General features: G+C 52.9%; 19 protein-coding genes. 9 read left to right on the forward strand and 10 right to left on the reverse strand.

The genetic code is table 11. From position 1 onward, the window contains the following. Together BM152_RS16290 and BM152_RS16295 are read right to left on the reverse strand one after the other, a co-directional pair. Window positions 1-562, reverse strand: a 562-nt coding sequence (locus BM152_RS16290) for an IS110 family transposase (protein ID WP_139222525.1), incomplete at its 3' end; no start/stop codon positions are given. Window positions 563-1035: 473 nt separating this feature from the next. Continuing rightward, window positions 1036-1350, reverse strand: a complete 315-nt coding sequence (locus BM152_RS16295) for a hypothetical protein (RefSeq protein WP_066606546.1) — start codon at window positions 1348-1350, stop codon at window positions 1036-1038. A gap of 193 nt (window positions 1351-1543) precedes the next feature. Here BM152_RS16295 and BM152_RS16300 point away from each other — a divergent pair, with 193 nt between their 5' ends. Continuing rightward, window positions 1544-2482, forward strand: coding sequence for a type VI immunity family protein (locus tag BM152_RS16300; RefSeq protein WP_066606548.1), 939 nt, complete (start codon window positions 1544-1546; stop codon window positions 2480-2482). Between the two features lie 659 nt (window positions 2483-3141). Here the strand turns inward: BM152_RS16300 and BM152_RS16305 are convergent. Further along, window positions 3142-3594, reverse strand: coding sequence for an Lrp/AsnC family transcriptional regulator (locus BM152_RS16305; protein ID WP_066606551.1), 453 nt, complete (start codon window positions 3592-3594; stop codon window positions 3142-3144). Between the two features lie 152 nt (window positions 3595-3746). Here BM152_RS16305 and BM152_RS16310 point away from each other — a divergent pair, with 152 nt between their 5' ends. The 5 genes from BM152_RS16310 (at window position 3747) to BM152_RS16330 (ending at window position 7405) form a co-directional block, all read left to right on the forward strand. Beyond that, the gene (locus BM152_RS16310; RefSeq protein ID WP_074914475.1) at window positions 3747-4724 is read left to right on the forward strand and encodes a quinone oxidoreductase family protein; all 978 of its coding nucleotides are present in this window, start codon (window positions 3747-3749) and stop codon (window positions 4722-4724) included. Window positions 4725-4747: 23 nt separating this feature from the next. Beyond that, window positions 4748-5611 (forward strand): branched-chain amino acid aminotransferase, encoded by an 864-nt coding sequence (locus BM152_RS16315; protein WP_066606557.1) that lies wholly within the window; start codon window positions 4748-4750, stop codon window positions 5609-5611. Continuing rightward, complete coding sequence (locus BM152_RS16320) at window positions 5611-6018, forward strand: carboxymuconolactone decarboxylase family protein (protein WP_066606559.1); 408 nt, start codon at window positions 5611-5613, stop codon at window positions 6016-6018. The genes BM152_RS16315 and BM152_RS16320 overlap by 1 nt, the downstream gene beginning before the upstream one ends. 27 nt (window positions 6019-6045) lie before the next feature. Beyond that, on the forward strand, window positions 6046-6858 hold the full coding sequence (locus BM152_RS16325; protein ID WP_066606562.1) for a cyclase family protein: 813 nt from the start codon (window positions 6046-6048) through the stop codon (window positions 6856-6858). A gap of 310 nt (window positions 6859-7168) precedes the next feature. After that, window positions 7169-7405 (forward strand): hypothetical protein, encoded by a 237-nt coding sequence (locus BM152_RS16330; protein WP_146251145.1) that lies wholly within the window; start codon window positions 7169-7171, stop codon window positions 7403-7405. 6 nt (window positions 7406-7411) lie between these two features. Here BM152_RS16330 and pcaF read toward each other — a convergent pair whose 3' ends face one another. The 3 genes from pcaF to BM152_RS16345 are packed head-to-tail and all read right to left on the reverse strand — an operon-like array spanning window position 7412 to window position 10022. Continuing rightward, on the reverse strand, window positions 7412-8611 hold the full coding sequence (gene pcaF, locus BM152_RS16335; RefSeq protein ID WP_066606568.1) for a 3-oxoadipyl-CoA thiolase: 1200 nt from the start codon (window positions 8609-8611) through the stop codon (window positions 7412-7414). Beyond that, window positions 8608-9285 (reverse strand): CoA transferase subunit B, encoded by a 678-nt coding sequence (locus BM152_RS16340; protein ID WP_170845887.1) that lies wholly within the window; start codon window positions 9283-9285, stop codon window positions 8608-8610. Before BM152_RS16340 ends, pcaF begins: the two co-directional genes overlap by 4 nt. Window positions 9286-9302: 17 nt before the next feature. Then, entirely contained in the window at window positions 9303-10022 is a 720-nt protein-coding gene (locus BM152_RS16345) for a 3-oxoacid CoA-transferase subunit A (RefSeq protein WP_066606574.1), read from the reverse strand. A gap of 108 nt (window positions 10023-10130) precedes the next feature. Between BM152_RS16345 and BM152_RS16350 the strand changes: the two genes are divergently transcribed. From BM152_RS16350 to pcaD, 3 genes are all read left to right on the forward strand, one after another. Then, the gene (locus BM152_RS16350) at window positions 10131-10886 is read left to right on the forward strand and encodes an IclR family transcriptional regulator domain-containing protein (protein ID WP_066606642.1); all 756 of its coding nucleotides are present in this window, start codon (window positions 10131-10133) and stop codon (window positions 10884-10886) included. 127 nt (window positions 10887-11013) lie between these two features. Further along, window positions 11014-11910, forward strand: coding sequence for a LysR substrate-binding domain-containing protein (locus BM152_RS16355; RefSeq protein ID WP_066606577.1), 897 nt, complete (start codon window positions 11014-11016; stop codon window positions 11908-11910). 11 nt (window positions 11911-11921) lie between these two features. Continuing rightward, a complete protein-coding gene (gene pcaD, locus BM152_RS16360) occupies window positions 11922-12701 on the forward strand; it encodes a 3-oxoadipate enol-lactonase (RefSeq protein WP_158527943.1) in 780 nt (259 codons plus the stop codon). Window positions 12702-12773: 72 nt separating this feature from the next. On the opposite strand, the gene BM152_RS16365 is transcribed toward pcaD, so the two are convergent. From BM152_RS16365 to BM152_RS16380, 4 genes are read right to left on the reverse strand one after another with little or no spacing between them, the layout of a single operon-like run. Continuing rightward, window positions 12774-13490, reverse strand: a complete 717-nt coding sequence (locus tag BM152_RS16365) for an SDR family oxidoreductase (protein ID WP_066606585.1) — start codon at window positions 13488-13490, stop codon at window positions 12774-12776. After that, window positions 13487-13777, reverse strand: coding sequence for a muconolactone Delta-isomerase (gene catC, locus BM152_RS16370; RefSeq protein ID WP_066606586.1), 291 nt, complete (start codon window positions 13775-13777; stop codon window positions 13487-13489). The genes BM152_RS16365 and catC overlap by 4 nt, the downstream gene beginning before the upstream one ends. After that, a complete protein-coding gene (locus BM152_RS16375; protein ID WP_066606588.1) occupies window positions 13778-14083 on the reverse strand; it encodes a YciI family protein in 306 nt (101 codons plus the stop codon). It abuts the gene before it with no gap. Window positions 14084-14087: 4 nt separating this feature from the next. Further along, window positions 14088-15419 (reverse strand): short-chain fatty acid transporter, encoded by a 1332-nt coding sequence (locus tag BM152_RS16380; protein ID WP_066606645.1) that lies wholly within the window; start codon window positions 15417-15419, stop codon window positions 14088-14090. Window positions 15420-15473: the final 54 nt, after the last annotated feature.

Consider the following 15473-nt stretch of genomic DNA (forward strand, 5'->3'; position numbering starts at 1 on the left):
CATCGAGCAGCGGAATAATCGCATGTGCCAGGATCTCATCCATTTCAATCATCGGGCGGACGAGGCCGTCAAAGCTGCCATGCTGCACTGTCTTGGGAAGTCGGAGGCCAAAGATCTTCAGCAGCCCCCGCACTTCATTGGCGAGATCAATTGTCTTGTTGAGCAACGCTTTGCGGGTGCTGAGCAAGGCTCGCACACCATGCGCTTCCCGGCTCTTCATGTGGACCGGGCTGAACCAGCCGGTGCGCAGGACATGGGCAATCCCACGCGCATCGTTCTTGTCGGTCTTGTTGCGCATCGCCGAAAGGGCAGCGTTCACCTGGCGGGCTTCCATGCATACGACATCAAAGCCTTCGCCGGACAGGCCATAAAAGAGATGCTGACCAAGCGTGCCAGCCTCAAATCCAACACGCTCGATCGGACAACCGAAGCTGTTCAGACAATCGGCGATATCCTCTATTTCACAGGTTAGTTCCCTTTCGAACATCACCGTGCCTTTGGTATCGACGATACAGATGGCACATGAGCGGAGCGACACATCCAAACCAGCAAAATATTCCATCATTCATCTCCCTTGTTCACAATCTGACTGTGATTTTAACGGGAACTCGACCTCTGAATAGGGGCAGCCCAATTACGCATGCTCTGGGCCGATCACGTCGAGAAAGAAGACTGCGGTTCCAGACTTTGCAAAGGTTACTATCTGCGCATTTCTGCCCTTGGTGCATAGCGCGGCAAGAGCTACTGCGCAGGTAGGGGGCGAATGTCGGCTTTTCGCACTGCGACACAATGATCGCGCAATTGTAGCGAATGTCGGTAATCCGCCCGAAGTGTCGATCGACGAGAACGGCCCGCACCGGACATTGATCCAACCATGCGTCGCCGCGCGGCAGCTTCCCCGAAGCGGTCATTGGAACAGTTGCGCAGCATTTTGACCCGTTCGATGTCGGCAATGCGGACAAAGCGACACTTCCGGCACAATTCTCCAAAGGCTGCTTCGTGACAAAGACGGCCGTCGGCGCGAGCAACAAATGGCTATTCACTTTTAGATTGGTGGTCACCGGGCGTTGGCGCCGTATCTGGTTTTCGCGTGTTTTTATACCATCCGAACCCCACGCCGCAGGTCAATCCGATGCCGGCAGGCAAGATCGCGAATATACCGATGATCACCAGTCCGATACCTTCCCAGCCTGTGCCCTGAGCGGCATATCGCAGATATCCAAGGAGCAGCACGATGCAGGCGATAACGGCCACAGGCTTCCACCAGTGATGCTTGCGCATTGTGTAGCCGATGGACACCGAGATGGCGAAAATCACGAAAGAGCCTAAAGGAAGCAGAATTTCACTCATGACAGGCTGACCTTATTCAATGTAATGCGTGGAGCGTATCAGGTATCTTGCGTCATGAAAATTCACTTACCACCCCTATCCGTTTCACCGTAGAGGCTCATGTGAATGGAGAGCAGAGATACCCCTTAAATATGATCGCAAAACCCATCAACACCTGCAATGATGGTGGGGATTTGGTGAAAGATAAGACCGTATGCCTATGCCCGCCCCGTTGATGTATGACGATGAAATCGCCGCCTTGCCCGCGTTTCGTATGCTTGCCTATCTGGATGGCGCGCCCGATGACCCGCGGATCGCGTTGGCCGTTGGTGCTATGTTCGACGCGTTTGTCGCGCGGTTCGGGGGCGATCTGGGGTTGATATCCATGCGTCTCGTGGGCCGAACAGGGAAGCCGTCTAAGGTCACGTCGAAGGCGCTGAAAGATCTTCGCGAGTGGATCCGTGCGCCTGACCGGTTGGACTCTGGTGCGGGGGTGCGCCTTGGCTCGCTCAATACAGATGAGCTACCGCCCGCGATGCCGTGGTTCCGCCTTGAGCAGCGCTATGACGATCAAACGCTGGTGGAAATTTCGGTCGCGCCGGACGCGTCCGAACTGTTGGGCTTTGCCGATGAGATCGCAGGAGCATTGGCCACGGCCCCGATGATCTGTGCGGCGCAGGGCTTCGGGTTCTTTTTGCCCACCGCCTATGACAGTCTCAATTGGCTGCTCCCGCGCCTCGCCGAGCGCTATAAGACCGCGTTGCTCCACACGCTTGATATGCCCTCTTGCGGGTTGCGTCGTGCCCATTCAACGATGACCTATACCGGCGATATGAAACCCGGAATTGCTGACATCGGATGGCGCACTTTTATTGGGCCAGAGTACCTTGATCGCCTCCCGAAATCCTTCGACCTTCCCCGCGATGTGCGCGTTGAGGCGCGCGAGACGATGCTGATCCTGACAGCGGGTGACGCGCCGGTGTGGGGCGACGTCCAAAAGGCGGAAAATATCGACAGCTACCGCGCGATTGCTGCCGCTCTCGCCCCTGTGCGCTATCCCTATGCCATCGCGCTCAATCAAAACTTCGGTGGAGATACGGCGGCGTCCGATCAGGCGGATCTGATCAAAGCCCATTATCATCGGCTGGATTGATCGTTGTTGTTCGGGTTCTCCACAACCGACATTTAGACACTTATTGGATATTGGACAGACTTGCATGGCACTTGTGCTACTATTGTAATTTGTAGGCGTAGGCCAAAGTAGCCATTCGTGCGAAACGCAGCATCGGCCACTTTGAGCTCAAACCGGATTTGCGGCGGTGCGGCGCGCAAATCTTGACCTGTGCAAGCTTCGGCGCGATCAAACGGATGGCCGGTGTCAGCCCTTTCAAGACATTCGTGTAAGGTGTAGCGAGCGACCGGGCGCTGACACGGAGGGCAGAGTGCTGTCGTTCGCCAACGGCGCGAACTCATCATGGATCCACTGCGGAAGCGAACATTCCCTAAGCTTGTATATCTCGGTAATCTGGACGCTGGCCAGGCGCTGTATGTGCAACGCAGAGGTGTGGAGACGCTCATAGCAGGGGCTGATGGCCGGATTCTCGCGTATGTGAACGAAGAACGGTCAATCTAGGCGGCATGAATTGGGGAGAATCCGGCCTGGTTCTGTCAAGGTTTTATGCCGCTCCTTTGGTGGTTTCACTGCAATAAGGAAGATGAACTATACGCCGCACAGCAGGGCTATACCTTGGATCACGATGGAAGGGCTGAACGCGCAACCCCTCTTCTTAAATTGGCTCTTCCTGATTGCTTTTACCTCGACTTGATCGACCCTAAGATCAGCATTGTAGTCGTCTCTGATACACAAGGAATATTCTTAAGTTTACTCAAGACAAAATCACGAAGGCCATCGACGCTATCGGTCTGGACCGTCAGTAGATAATCTACGTTTCCAGTCACCAACAAACATTCAGTAATCTCGGGAATTTGATTAACGGCATTGGTAAAGGCATCAATGTCATCAGGCTTCTGCCCCGCCAAGCGAATACTGACTTGCACTGTAATCCCTTCACGCTGATTGGACAGGTCAATCTTTGCTCCATAGCCGGTGATGATACCGCTTTGCTCAAGACGGCGTACGCGGCGACTGCAGGGCGTTGGTGAAAGGCCAACCCTTTGGGCAAGCTCCAGATTGGAGATGCGGCCATCGACCTGCAAAACGGAGAGAATCTTATGATCGGTAGCATCAAGATCTCGAAGGGCCATATTCTCTAATTGTTCCACGAATTGAGTGAGTTTCACTAAGCATTAGTGGTATATTTTAGTGATTTTGCAAGCACTCTCCGTCGAAACTGACTTACGCTTGAAGCAAGGGGGCGTGCAACAGACAGCCCTATATAGCTTGAAGGAGACAGCATTTGCCAAACGCCATCATGATCCGTGACTATGGAGCCTCTGATGCTTTGAAACTTGAGGAGCTTGAGCTGGCGGAGCTTGGCCCAGACGAAATTCGCCTCCGGCAAACTGCGGTGGGCGTCAACTACCACGATGTTTATGTGCGCTCCGGTCTCTATAACACTTTGGCGTTGCCGGGCATTCCGGGCTGTGAGGCCGCGGGCGTTGTGGAAAGCGTTGGGGCGGACGTGACTGGCCTAAAGCCCGGTGATCGCGTGGGCTATGTGACCGGGACCTACGGCGCTTATGCATCGCACCGGAATTTGGCAGCGCATTTGGCGGTGCATGTTCCCGATGGCGTGTCGGATGAAACCGTCGCCTCGAACCTTCTACGGGCTATGACCGTTGAAATGCTCACTGGGCAGGTGGTGCATCAGATCAAGCCCGGAATGACTGTTCTGGTTCATGCCGCGGCGGGTGGTGTGGGTCGGATGTTGTGTCAGGCGCTTTCAAGCATGGGTGCCATAGTCATCGGCACGGTTGGATCTCCACAAAAGGCTGACATTGCGCTTGCGAATGGATGTGCCCACGTTGTGTTGTACCGTGAAGTGGACTTCACGATCGCTGTTGAAAAAATCACCGGCGGTTCGGGTGTCGATGTAGTCTACGACTCCGTTGGTGCGGATACATTTTCCGGGTCGATTGAGGCGCTTGCAATGTGTGGTCATCTAGTGAATTTTGGCCAATCTTCCGGTCCGGTTGATCCTTTAGAAATGGCGACACTTGCCGCCAAATCACTGACCGTCTCGCGCCCCATTTTGTTCCATTACCTGCGCGATCCCGAGCAATATCAAGCAATGGCCAGCAAGGTTATGCAGGATTTCCAATCTGGCGCCCTCAAAGCCGCCACACCGACCCCCATACCACTGCATAACGCGAGCCGCGCCCATGAAATATTGGAAAGCATGACCGGCGGCGGATCGCTGGTGCTGATCCCATAACGCCCCATTAAGGAGATATCTAAGTGACTGAGAAAACCATATGGACTTACTGGCGAGGTGACTGGCATCAAGGCGATACACGTATCCTTGGCGCGAATTCCCACGCTACATGGCTTGGCTCCGCCGTGTTCGACGGCGCGCGTTTGTTTGATGGGGTGACCCCCGATCTTGATAAACACTCCGCTCGGATCAATGCCTCCGCCAGGGCTCTTGGTTTGAAACCCACGTTTACGGGTGAGGAAATCGCAGGGCTAACGATGGATGGCCTTGGGAAATTTGAACCTGGCACGGACGTCTATATCCGACCAATGTATTGGGCTGAGGACAGCGATTTTGGCGTTCTGCCACCTGACCCTGAGAGTACGGATTTTGCACTGTGCCTAGAAGAAATGCCCATGGCCTCACCGAACGGATTTACCGCGACCGTGACGAGGTTCCGGCGTCCAACGCTTGAGGTGATGCCGGTGAACGCCAAGGCCGCGTGCCTCTATGCAAACAACGCCCGCATGGTGCGCGAGGCCCAATCGCGAGGCTTCCAGAATGCGCTCGTTTGTGATGCCAATGGCAATGTCGCCGAACTGGCTACATCCAACATATTTATGGTGCGCGGTGGGGAAGTCTTTACTCCAGCACCAAACGGGACCTTCCTCAACGGTATCACTCGCCAAAGAGTCATCGGCTTACTGCGCGAGGCCGGCGTGATTGTGCATGAGGTCACTCTGACCGTAGATGATTTTCACGAAGCGGAAGAGATTTTTTCCAGCGGAAATATCTCCAAGGTCGTACCCGTCATTGGCTTCGAAGGTCGAGAACTCAGCGTTGGCGCAATCGCCAAAAAAGCCCGTCATCTGTATTGGGATTGGGCACTAGCCGGGGAAGCCGCATAATGGGAACGACACATCTTTTCACAGACGCCGACGTGGAAGCCAACCCTGAGGTCAAAGCTGTTTTCGAAGATATCCGCGCAACGCGTGGCTCAGACTTTGTAAACAACATTTGGCGGGCGTTGGCGGCCGACCCTAAGGGACTGAAACGCACGTGGGAGAATGTAAAATCCTTGATGGCCACACCCGGTGCCTTGGACCCCAAAACGCGCGAAATGATCTACATCGCGGTCTCGATTGCCAACGGGTGCAGCTATTGCGTTCATTCGCATACGGCTGCGGCCAAGGCCAAGGGTATGTCAGAGGATGAACACGGCGAGTTGATGCAGATTGTGGCCTTGGCGGCCTCAACCAACCATTTGGTGACCGCACTGCAAGTGCCGATCGATCCGGAATTCGACGTCAAATAAAATTACAAAACCAACAGGAGAGAACTTATGTGTGATGTATGTGTAATGAATGCGGTAAAGGACAAAATGTTGTCGCGCCGCAACTTCTTTAAGGCCGGCGCTGCTGGTGCGGTTGCTGCGGCAACGACAAGTGCTTTGGGCACACCGGCATTGGCTGCAGGTCACGGTATGGTCGAAGATATGACTCACACCCTGCACGAAGATTTCCCAACATTTTTTGGAGAATCTCAGTTCAGCCGAGAGCAGCTGTTTAACTATGAAGAGCACGGCTTTAACCTGAATCAATTTACGATCAACGAACATACCGGCACCCATATTGATGCACCGCTGCATTTTTCCGAGGACGGCATGTCTGTTGATGAGATCCCAGTGTCGTCTTTGATCGCGCCCCTCTGCGTCATCGACATTGCAGCACGGGCAGCTGAGGACGCAGATACGCAGGTCACGCCTAATGATCTTCAGGCATGGATCAATGCGAATGGACCCATCCCAGACGGCGCATGTGTCGCCATGTACTCAGGATGGGCCTCAAAGGTTGATACGGACGGCTTCCGTAATTTTGATGGGGAAGCGCAACACTATCCAGGTTTCCATATCGAGGCGACGCAGATGTTGCTCGAAACAGGGGCGGGGTCTATTGCCGTTGATACGCTGTCGCTCGACCACGGAATTTCGCCCGATTTTGCAACGCACTACGCGTGGTTGCCTGAGGGACGGTTTGGTATCGAGGGCCTCGCCAATCTCGACCGCGTTCCAGCAGCTGGGGCCACGTTGGTCATCGGCGCGCCAAAGCATCGCGGCGGCACTGGTGGACCAGCACGTATTTTCGCGATGATATGATGATATAAGGCGTCTTGGCATACGCGGCGATCGCCGCGCATGCTTCTATATTTCTGATATTTTTAAGGACTATATCTTGAAAAGCTCTGTGCTTCAGAGCAGCGTTCATACGACACATGAAGAAATTCGTGCAGCCTCAGCGAAATGGAACTTTGTCCCGCAATACAGTCAACCGGTGATGCTCAATGCTGCGCTATCCTCCAGCGCCCGCTCGTTATGAGCCTCGACGCGGCGTTTGTGGCTTTCTCCAAAGTCGGCTCTGGGCGGCCCTTGCCACCATGCCTCTCTGGCAGGAGACTTTGCAAAGGTCGTGGCAAGACCCGTCGGACTACCGCTCGTGGAGCGCTCCGACATGCTCTGGTTTATCTCGCGCGGCGTAGTCGAACGCGAGCTGTCGGAGGGACGCATTGCGACGCTCGATCTGGGCGTGGATTATCTGACAGGGGCGGTAGGGCTGACGCGGAAATTCGATTTCACGCGCGACAGCCCGGCAGACTTTCTGGCAAGTCTGTTGCATCGGCGGGCGAAGGATTTCTCCACCCGCTGAAACGTTTTAGACGGCTTCAAGCGCAATCGCGATGCCCTGACCAACGCCGATACACATCGTTGACAGCGATTTTTCGCCTGGCTTCAGTTCCAGCATCGCCGTCCCAGTGATCCTCGCTCCGGACATGCCCAAGGGATGACCTAGGGCAATCGCTCCCCCGTTCGGATTTACGCGCGGGTCGTCGTCTGCAATGCCAAGATCGCGCAGCGTTGCAAGACCCTGCGAGGCGAAAGCTTCATTGAGTTCGATCACCGCGAAGTCCTCTTGTTTGAGTCCCAAACGTGCCATCAACTTTTTAGATGCCGGTGCCGGACCAAAGCCCATTATGCGAGGCGGAACACCTGCGGCCGCGCCGCCAAGAACTTTGGCTATGGGTTTCAGACCATGCCTTTCGGCCGCTGCTTTCGAGGCAAGAACCAGAGCCGCCGCCCCATCATTTACACCAGAAGAGTTTCCGGCCGTGACGGTTCCGTTGGCTTTGACAAAAGTCTGGAGTTTGCTCAGTGCTTCAATGGTCGTTGACGGGCGCGGGTGCTCATCTTCCCGAACCACAATCGGATCGCCTTTGCGTTGCGGGATCGTCACCGGCACGATTTCTCTTACCAAGCGCCCGTTCGCCATCGCTTCGCTCGCTTTCTGCTGGGAGCGGAGCGCAAAGAGGTCCTGATCCTCACGCGAGATGTTGAAGTCTTCAGCGACATTCTCAGCGGTTTCCGGCATGGAATCGACACCGAATTGCGCCAACATCTGCTTGTTGACGAAGCGCCAGCCGATCGTGGTGTCATAGACCGCATTCGCGCGGGAAAAGGCGGTTTCCGCTTTCGGCATAACAAAGGGTGCGCGGGACATGCTTTCCACACCCCCCGCAATGATCAGATCGGCCTCACCCGCTTTGATCGCGCGGGCGGCGGTGATGATTGCATCCATGCCCGACCCGCAAAGGCGGTTCATTGTCGTGCCCGACGCAGTCTCGGGATAACCCGCCAGCAACAAGGACATACGGGCCACGTTGCGGTTGTCTTCGCCTGCCTGGTTTGCGCATCCAAAGATTATGTCGTCGATGGCTGACAGATCCATTGACGGGTTGCGTTCGGCCAGAGCCTTTAGAGGAATTGCGCCGAGATCGTCGGGTCGCACGGATGACAGGGCGCCGCCATAACGGCCAACGGGGGTTCGGATATAGTCACAGATATATACGTCAGTCATTTCAGGTTCTCCGGTACGGTCAGGTCAGCCACATCGCCGTCGATGTGGAGAGTTGCACCCGTCACCGCTTGCAGTTCGTCCATGGAAATTGCGGGAAGTTTCTCGCGCAGGATGAACTTCCCTTCGCTGACATCGAGCACAGCCAGAGAAGTGTAAACGCGGGTCACGCACCCCACTCCGGTGAGCGGGAAGGTGCACTGTTCCACCAGTTTCGGCTCGCCCTTTTTGGTTATGTGGTCTGTTACCACAGCAACGCGTTTTGCCCCGTGGACGAGGTCCATGGCCCCACCGACGGCAGGTACGCCTTTAGAGCCGACGCGCCAGTTGGCAAGATCGCCATTCGGCGCAACCTGATAGGCTCCCAATACAGCAAGATCGAGATGACCGCCGCGGACCATGGCGAAACTGTCGGCATGGTGGAAAAACGAGGCGCCTGGATTGAGCGTGATCGCTTTTTTCCCGGCGTTAATAAGATCCCAGTCCTCTTCTCCCTCGGCAGGTGCTTTGCCAAAACCCAACACACCGTTTTCAGTGTGGTAAGTGACATCGCGTCCTTCAGGCTGGAACTTGGCGATCATTTCGGGGAAGCCGATACCAAGGTTCACATAGGAGCCGTCATCAATATCCTGAGCGGCGCGCCATGCGATCTGCGCATTGGACAGTTTGTCTTCCATAATGTTGAAATTGGACATCAGTAGACCACTCCTGTGCGCACGAGAACTTCTTCCTGTTCAGGCTCGGAGACCTGAACGATTGCATCGACAAAAATGCCCGGGGTGACAACCTGTTGCGGGTCGATGGATCTCGTCTCGACCAACTCGGCGACCTGAGCGATGGTTTTTTCGGCCGCCATAGCCATCAGCGGGTTAAAATTACGCGCCGCCATGCGGTAGGTCATATTTCCCACAACATCGCCTTTTTCACCCTTGATGAGTGCGAAGTCTGCTTTCAGCCAACGTTCGCGAACATACATCTTGCCGTCGAATTCTTCGGTGGGTTTCCCCTCGGCCAACTCAGTTCCGAATGAGGTCGGCGTGTAAAACGCGGGAATACCCGCACCCGCAGCGCGAATGCGCTCGGCCAACGTCCCCTGCGGCACCAGATCCAGTTCAATCTCGCCAGCGAGGAATTTTTCATTAAAAGCTTCGGCGTTGGAACTGCGCGGGAAGGAGCAGACCATTTTTTTGACCATGCCCGCCTTGATCATCGCAGCGATGCCAATAAAGCCATTGCCTGCGTTATTGTTGATCACAGTAAGGTTTTTCGGGCTGCCCGTAGCGCGAAAACGGTCGATCAAGGCGTGAATCAACTCGATCGGAGCGCCGGACCCTCCGAAGCCGCCGATCATCACGTCAGCGTCGTCCGGAATATCTGCGACGGCCTCAGCAACAGAAGAGATCGTTTTATCCATAATGTCCTCCAAATCACGGTTATGATTTAGGCTTGTGTCGCAAAGGCTGCGAGTCATTTTGTGCGCATATTGACATTTGTTCGTATTTCGATGATTTTCGTGCGTATTATGAACAAATCGTCTGATACCATTTCATCCTTGGCGAAGGGGCTGCGCGTCCTCGAATGCTTCGGAGCCGAGACGCCCAAGCTCTCGATTACGGATGTCTCCAAAGCAACGGGGCTTGATCGCGCAACATCGCGGCGATGTCTTTTGACGCTACATGCTGAAGGATATGCGGACTATGACGGCAAGTTTTTTACTCTGACGCCGCGTACTTTGCGGCTGGGCATGGGGGCGATCTCTTCACTGCCACTACCGCAAATTGTGCAACCCTGGCTGGACCAGCTTACTGAACAAATCGGGCAAAGCTGTTCCGTGTCGATCTTAGACGGGACCGAAATCGTCTATCTCGCGCGCGCCGCCCAAAAACGTGTGATGTCCATCGGCCTCATGCCAGGATCACGATTGCCGGCTCATTGCACCTCTATGGGGCGTATTTTGCTAGGCGCGTTGCCTTATATAAAGGCGCAAGAAATTGTCGAATCCTCAGATCTTTCGCCGCGCACAAGATTTAGCCTCACGGACCCCGACACAATTATGCAGCGCATCAAAGAAGCTCATGATCAAGGTTACGCACTTATAGACCAGGAGGTAGAAATCGGGTTGCGTTCGATTGCTGTGCCACTCTTTGACGGGCGCGGGAACACCGTTGCCGCGCTTAATACCGGTATGGCTGCGACGCAAGATGATGTGGCCACACTGGTGCCGCGCTACCTGCCCAACCTGTTGCAAGTGCAAGCCGGCCTGCGCCGCTTGCTGTAATAGGCATGGGCTGCGCACACCTCGCACATTTAGCCATAAAATCTATCTAGTAAAGTAGGTTGCAGATGGCTTTTCTCGACGGGGCGATATATTATAAAATCAAATAAGAATTTGGGAGTTATTTCATATGTTGCTGCTTCGACATTATGAGGTGTTGGTCGTTCTAGCAGAAGAATTGCACTTCGGTCGGGCTGCGGAAAGACTGAAGATTTCTCAACCACAATTGACACAGCAGCTCAAGCAAATGGAAGAACTTATCGGTACAATCCTGTTCGAACGCAATCGCCGAAATGTCAGTTTATCTCCGGCCGGCCGCATTCTTTTACCTGAAGCACGCGCAGTTCTACGTCAGTCCGTTAGAGCAGAGAAAATAGCGATGCGCGCAGGCCGGGGCGTCATCGGAGAGCTTGCTTTGGGCTACATCGGGGCTGCGGCTTATAATGGAGTTTTGACTCGCTTACTCCGGCAATTTCGAGAGAAAGCACCGGACACCCAACTTACTCTCACATTGATGGATCTGGATCAGCAAATTCCTGAAGTTTCCACAGGAAACCTTGATGCCGGGGTAGTTCGCTTGCCCTATCCCGATTGCCCCGGCAATGTGGCGTTTCACACATTATGTGAAGAGCGCCTTTGGGTTGCCTTGCCGATTGAACATTATCTCGCTCAAGATGGAGTTACTGTTCGACTCTCTGATCTGAAGCACGAGCAATTTATCGCAACCCACTTGCCGCCCAGTACTGGGTTCGCGGCATCACTTCATAATGCGTGTGCGCAAGCGAGTATTACACCAAACATCGTCTATCGATCACCCCAGTTTGCATCCATTGTCAGTCTGGTTGCTGCAGGTCTCGGTGTGGCGATCACGCCTGCATCAATCCAAAATGTAAGTATCCCAGATGTCATCTATAAACCGCTGACCGATACTGAAGTAACGGCCAACATTTCTCTCGTATATCGGGAGACACATGAAAGCCCTGCTCTCGATCTTTTTCTCTCATGTTTGGATGGAAATCCAGCTTAAAGGAGCCCTCTTTGACCTACGAAATGTTCACTGCCCTTGATGGAGTTTATCATAGCTATCGGCGCGCTTCCGAAAATGCTCCGACTTTGGTTTTCGCAAACTCATTGGGAACCGACTTAAGAGTTTGGGACCGGGTTATTAATCAACTTCCTGAGCAGTGGGGTATTTTGCGACAGGATAAGCGCGGGCATGGATTGAGCACCGCATGCGACGAAATGAGTATCGAAACATTGGCAGATGATGTTGAGGTTTTGCTGGATCACTATGGCATCAGTTCTTTTGTCGGCATAGGTCTTTCAGTGGGAGGGTTAATCATGCAGAGACTTGCCCTTCGGCGCGATACAGCTATGAGCCATCTAGTATTGGCGGATACTGCAGCAAAGATTGGAACACCAGAAATGTGGAATCAACGTATCAATACGGTGCGGTCTGAAGGCATTTCTTCTATCAAAACCGCCATACTATCCCGCTGGTTTGCTCCTACCTATCAGAAGACCCAAGATTTTACGATGTGGGAGGCGATGCTCGAGCGCACGCCAGATGAAGGCTATGCTCAAGTCTGTGTTGCAATTCGCGATGCGGACTATCGCGCAGACTTGGGTCAGATCACTCAACCGACGCTTGTTGTTGTTGGCGCAGAAGATAGTTCTACGCCGCCAGAACTTGTCGAAGAAATGGCACATAATCTCCCATCATCGGTGTTTCATAAAATTAACCACGCAGGCCATTTGCCTTGCGTTGAACAACCCGCCGCTTTCGTAGATTTACTTCATCAACATTTAGCCACTTGAAGCCATTGAGTAGATCAAAAGGCCGCCATATTAGGCGGCCTTTCATATTGTACTTATATGCCTGAAATATGATCAGCCGACCGTTACGCCACCACATACAAAAAGTGTCTGCCCAGTTACAAAACCGGCTTGCGGCGCACAGAAAAACGATACGGCATTTGCAACATCCTCACCTGTGCCGAGCCGTTTTACGGGAACATTTTCGATAATTTCCAGCGTGTTTGGAGCATCGGGTGGGTTGTTCTTCCAGAATGCGTCAGTCGCGATGGGACCCGGTGCAACACAGTTCACCGTTACCTTATGATGGCCCAGTTCCAATGCCCACGTGCGTGCCATGGACTGTGCTGCGCCCTTGGTCGCAGAGTATAGTGTACGCTCGCTTTTCCCTTTGGTCACTCGACTCGTGTTCATCACGATTCTTCCTCCGCCAAGCTGTTTCATTTTAGGCAAAAAGGCTTGTGTGCAGATAATGGAAGGTCGCAAATTAACATGCATTAGTGTATCAAAATCCGCTAGTGATACGTCTTCAAGAAGAGCTGGTTTCACGATTCCCACGTTATTTACAAGGCAATTCACATTTTCATTGTCCGCTATTTCAGAGCAAAGTTCATGGGTCGCCTCAGCGTCACTCAAATCTATTTGGTAATACTTGTCAGCTTCAAATTCAGGCGGACTTAGATCAAGAACAATTGTGCGGAATCCGTCCGTTTTTAAACGTGCGACAATAGCGGCGCCGATTCCCCCGCTGCCGCCAGTGACTATCGCAGTTTGTCGTGTATATGACATCATTTGTCGTCCTCATGCATAGAGGAAGGATGGCGGCATAATGGCATGATGCTGATGTTCATGTAAGGATAGAGAGGTAACCCCATTAAGACTTCATGCAGATGCAAATGATCCCGGCAGTCAAAAATGCTGACGTTTTCATATTGTCCAGCAACACGCCAAATGTGACGCCAAATACCTTGGCGTTGAAGATCCAGAGAGTAAACTTTTTCGCGGGCTTTGATTTCCTCAACCGTGGCGGTGTCCATATCTGTTGGGATATTGACAGTCATAGAAACGTGATAGAGCATTCAGTCCTCATTTAATGTATTGAATCCATTCAGATAAGCTTTTCGCCACCGAGTGACAAATACACGGGCAAACAGACCTTCTTGATAAAACGGGTCTTGCTCAATAAACGATTGAGCGTCTTCCCTCGTTTCCAAATCCAGAAGATACAATCCACCGCTTGCTGTCTTGCCTTCATCATCAATCTTGGCACCGCAGGCTAGTAGGATGCCTTTATGGGCTTCAAGATAATCAAGATGCGCGGGACGAATTCGATTGCGCAATTCTGCGCAATCGAATTTGTCATATGTTTCAACCATCCAGGGCATGTTCTTAAGCCCCTGCCGTCATAAAGCCCCAGATTGATACGGTTCCGAGAAAGACGACCCCAAGGTAGAACAAAATCATAACCATGTATCCCATGAGATGTTTAAGCTTGAGCCCCGAAATAGCTAGAGCGGGCAGAAGCCAGAAAGGTTGAACCATGTTGGTCCATTGGTCACCGATCTGCACAGCAAGTGCTGTGGCAGGAATGGACGCCCCAATTTTCTGCGCCGCGTCCATCATAACCGGCCCTTGAATGACCCACTGTCCTCCACCCGACGGAACAAAAAGGTTGATCAAACCTGCAGAGAAGAAGGATGAGATCGGCAATGTCTCTGCGCTGGATATCGATACGAACCAATTCGAGAAGGTAACAATCATTCCTGAACCCGCAAAAATAGCGAGAATGCCCGCGTAGAACGGGTATTGAATGATAATGCCGCTAACTACTTTGATACCTTCATTGAGTGCCGCAAGGAAACGGCTTGGCGTAACAAAGAGCGTCATTCCCAAAAATAGAAAAAGCAGGTTGATGAAGTTCAACGTAACACTGCCACCCTTAAAAAGGTAAAGCGCAACGTAGAACAGCCCAAACAGCCCCATACCAATACCGAGAATTCTTGAGTGGTTCAGCCGTTCTGCAAAAGTTAGTTCTTTGATGTCCGGCTCCGCCACTGGAAGCTCTGGCTCCGGATGCGCCTCAATCACATCCATCGAGTTTCTTGGATGCAACATTGCGTTAAAAAAGGGCAACGTCACCAAAATTATAAGGTTCATAGTGATGATGTAGGGAGAAAAAATCGTCTCGTTGAGTGATACAAGGCCGATAATGTCCTCCATGAAATGGCCCGGTGTGTTCAGTAGAAGTGGGACAGAGCCAGACAGGCCGACGCCGTAGACCGCAAACCCAGAATAGCCTGCCGCAATCACGAGCGGATAGTGCAAGCCTTTAACTTTACGTCCAAGTTTTTGTGCAATAAGTGTCCCGATTACGAGGCCAAAACCCCAATTCATCCAACTGCCGATACCGCCAACCATAGTTGCGACGACAACTGCTGTGCGTGGTGAGTGGACTCCCTTGATCAGGAAATCCATCAGTTTGTCGATAGCAGGTGTTCTCGCCACTATATATCCGGCCAGCAAAATGATCGTCATCTGCATGGTGAACGCCAGCAAGTTCCAAAAGCCATCGCCCCAATAGGTCGTGACCTCAATGAAACTAGACCCTTGCGAGAGCATGGCAAAGGCCACTGTCAAAGCCGTGAGAATGATAGCCACAACCAATGGGTCAGGCATATAACGGCTCACGATCCGCGTGAAAAAATTCGCAATTGAATTCAAAGTATCCTCCCTCAATGGAGCTCCTCACTCCATTATTTTCTCTGTGATATGATT

Origin of the sequence: Celeribacter halophilus, assembly GCF_900114135.1 — a bacterium.
GTDB lineage: Bacteria > Pseudomonadota > Alphaproteobacteria > Rhodobacterales > Rhodobacteraceae > Celeribacter > Celeribacter halophilus.

Coding starts and splice junctions, on each gene's coding strand:
- BM152_RS16295 (WP_066606546.1), bottom strand. CDS start 1,350: ATGAGTGAAATTCTGCTTCCTTTAGGCTCTTTCGTGATTTTCGCCATC.
- BM152_RS16300 (WP_066606548.1), top strand. CDS start 1,544: ATGCCTATGCCCGCCCCGTTGATGTATGACGATGAAATCGCCGCCTTG.
- BM152_RS16305 (WP_066606551.1), bottom strand. CDS start 3,594: ATGGCCCTTCGAGATCTTGATGCTACCGATCATAAGATTCTCTCCGTT.
- BM152_RS16320 (WP_066606559.1), top strand. CDS start 5,611: ATGGGAACGACACATCTTTTCACAGACGCCGACGTGGAAGCCAACCCT.
- BM152_RS16325 (WP_066606562.1), top strand. CDS start 6,046: ATGTGTGATGTATGTGTAATGAATGCGGTAAAGGACAAAATGTTGTCG.
- pcaF (WP_066606568.1), bottom strand. CDS start 8,611: ATGACTGACGTATATATCTGTGACTATATCCGAACCCCCGTTGGCCGT.
- BM152_RS16340 (WP_170845887.1), bottom strand. CDS start 9,285: ATGGAAGACAAACTGTCCAATGCGCAGATCGCATGGCGCGCCGCTCAG.
- BM152_RS16345 (WP_066606574.1), bottom strand. CDS start 10,022: ATGGATAAAACGATCTCTTCTGTTGCTGAGGCCGTCGCAGATATTCCG.
- BM152_RS16350 (WP_066606642.1), top strand. CDS start 10,131: ATGAACAAATCGTCTGATACCATTTCATCCTTGGCGAAGGGGCTGCGC.
- BM152_RS16355 (WP_066606577.1), top strand. CDS start 11,014: ATGTTGCTGCTTCGACATTATGAGGTGTTGGTCGTTCTAGCAGAAGAA.
- BM152_RS16365 (WP_066606585.1), bottom strand. CDS start 13,490: ATGATGTCATATACACGACAAACTGCGATAGTCACTGGCGGCAGCGGG.
- catC (WP_066606586.1), bottom strand. CDS start 13,777: ATGCTCTATCACGTTTCTATGACTGTCAATATCCCAACAGATATGGAC.
- BM152_RS16375 (WP_066606588.1), bottom strand. CDS start 14,083: ATGCCCTGGATGGTTGAAACATATGACAAATTCGATTGCGCAGAATTG.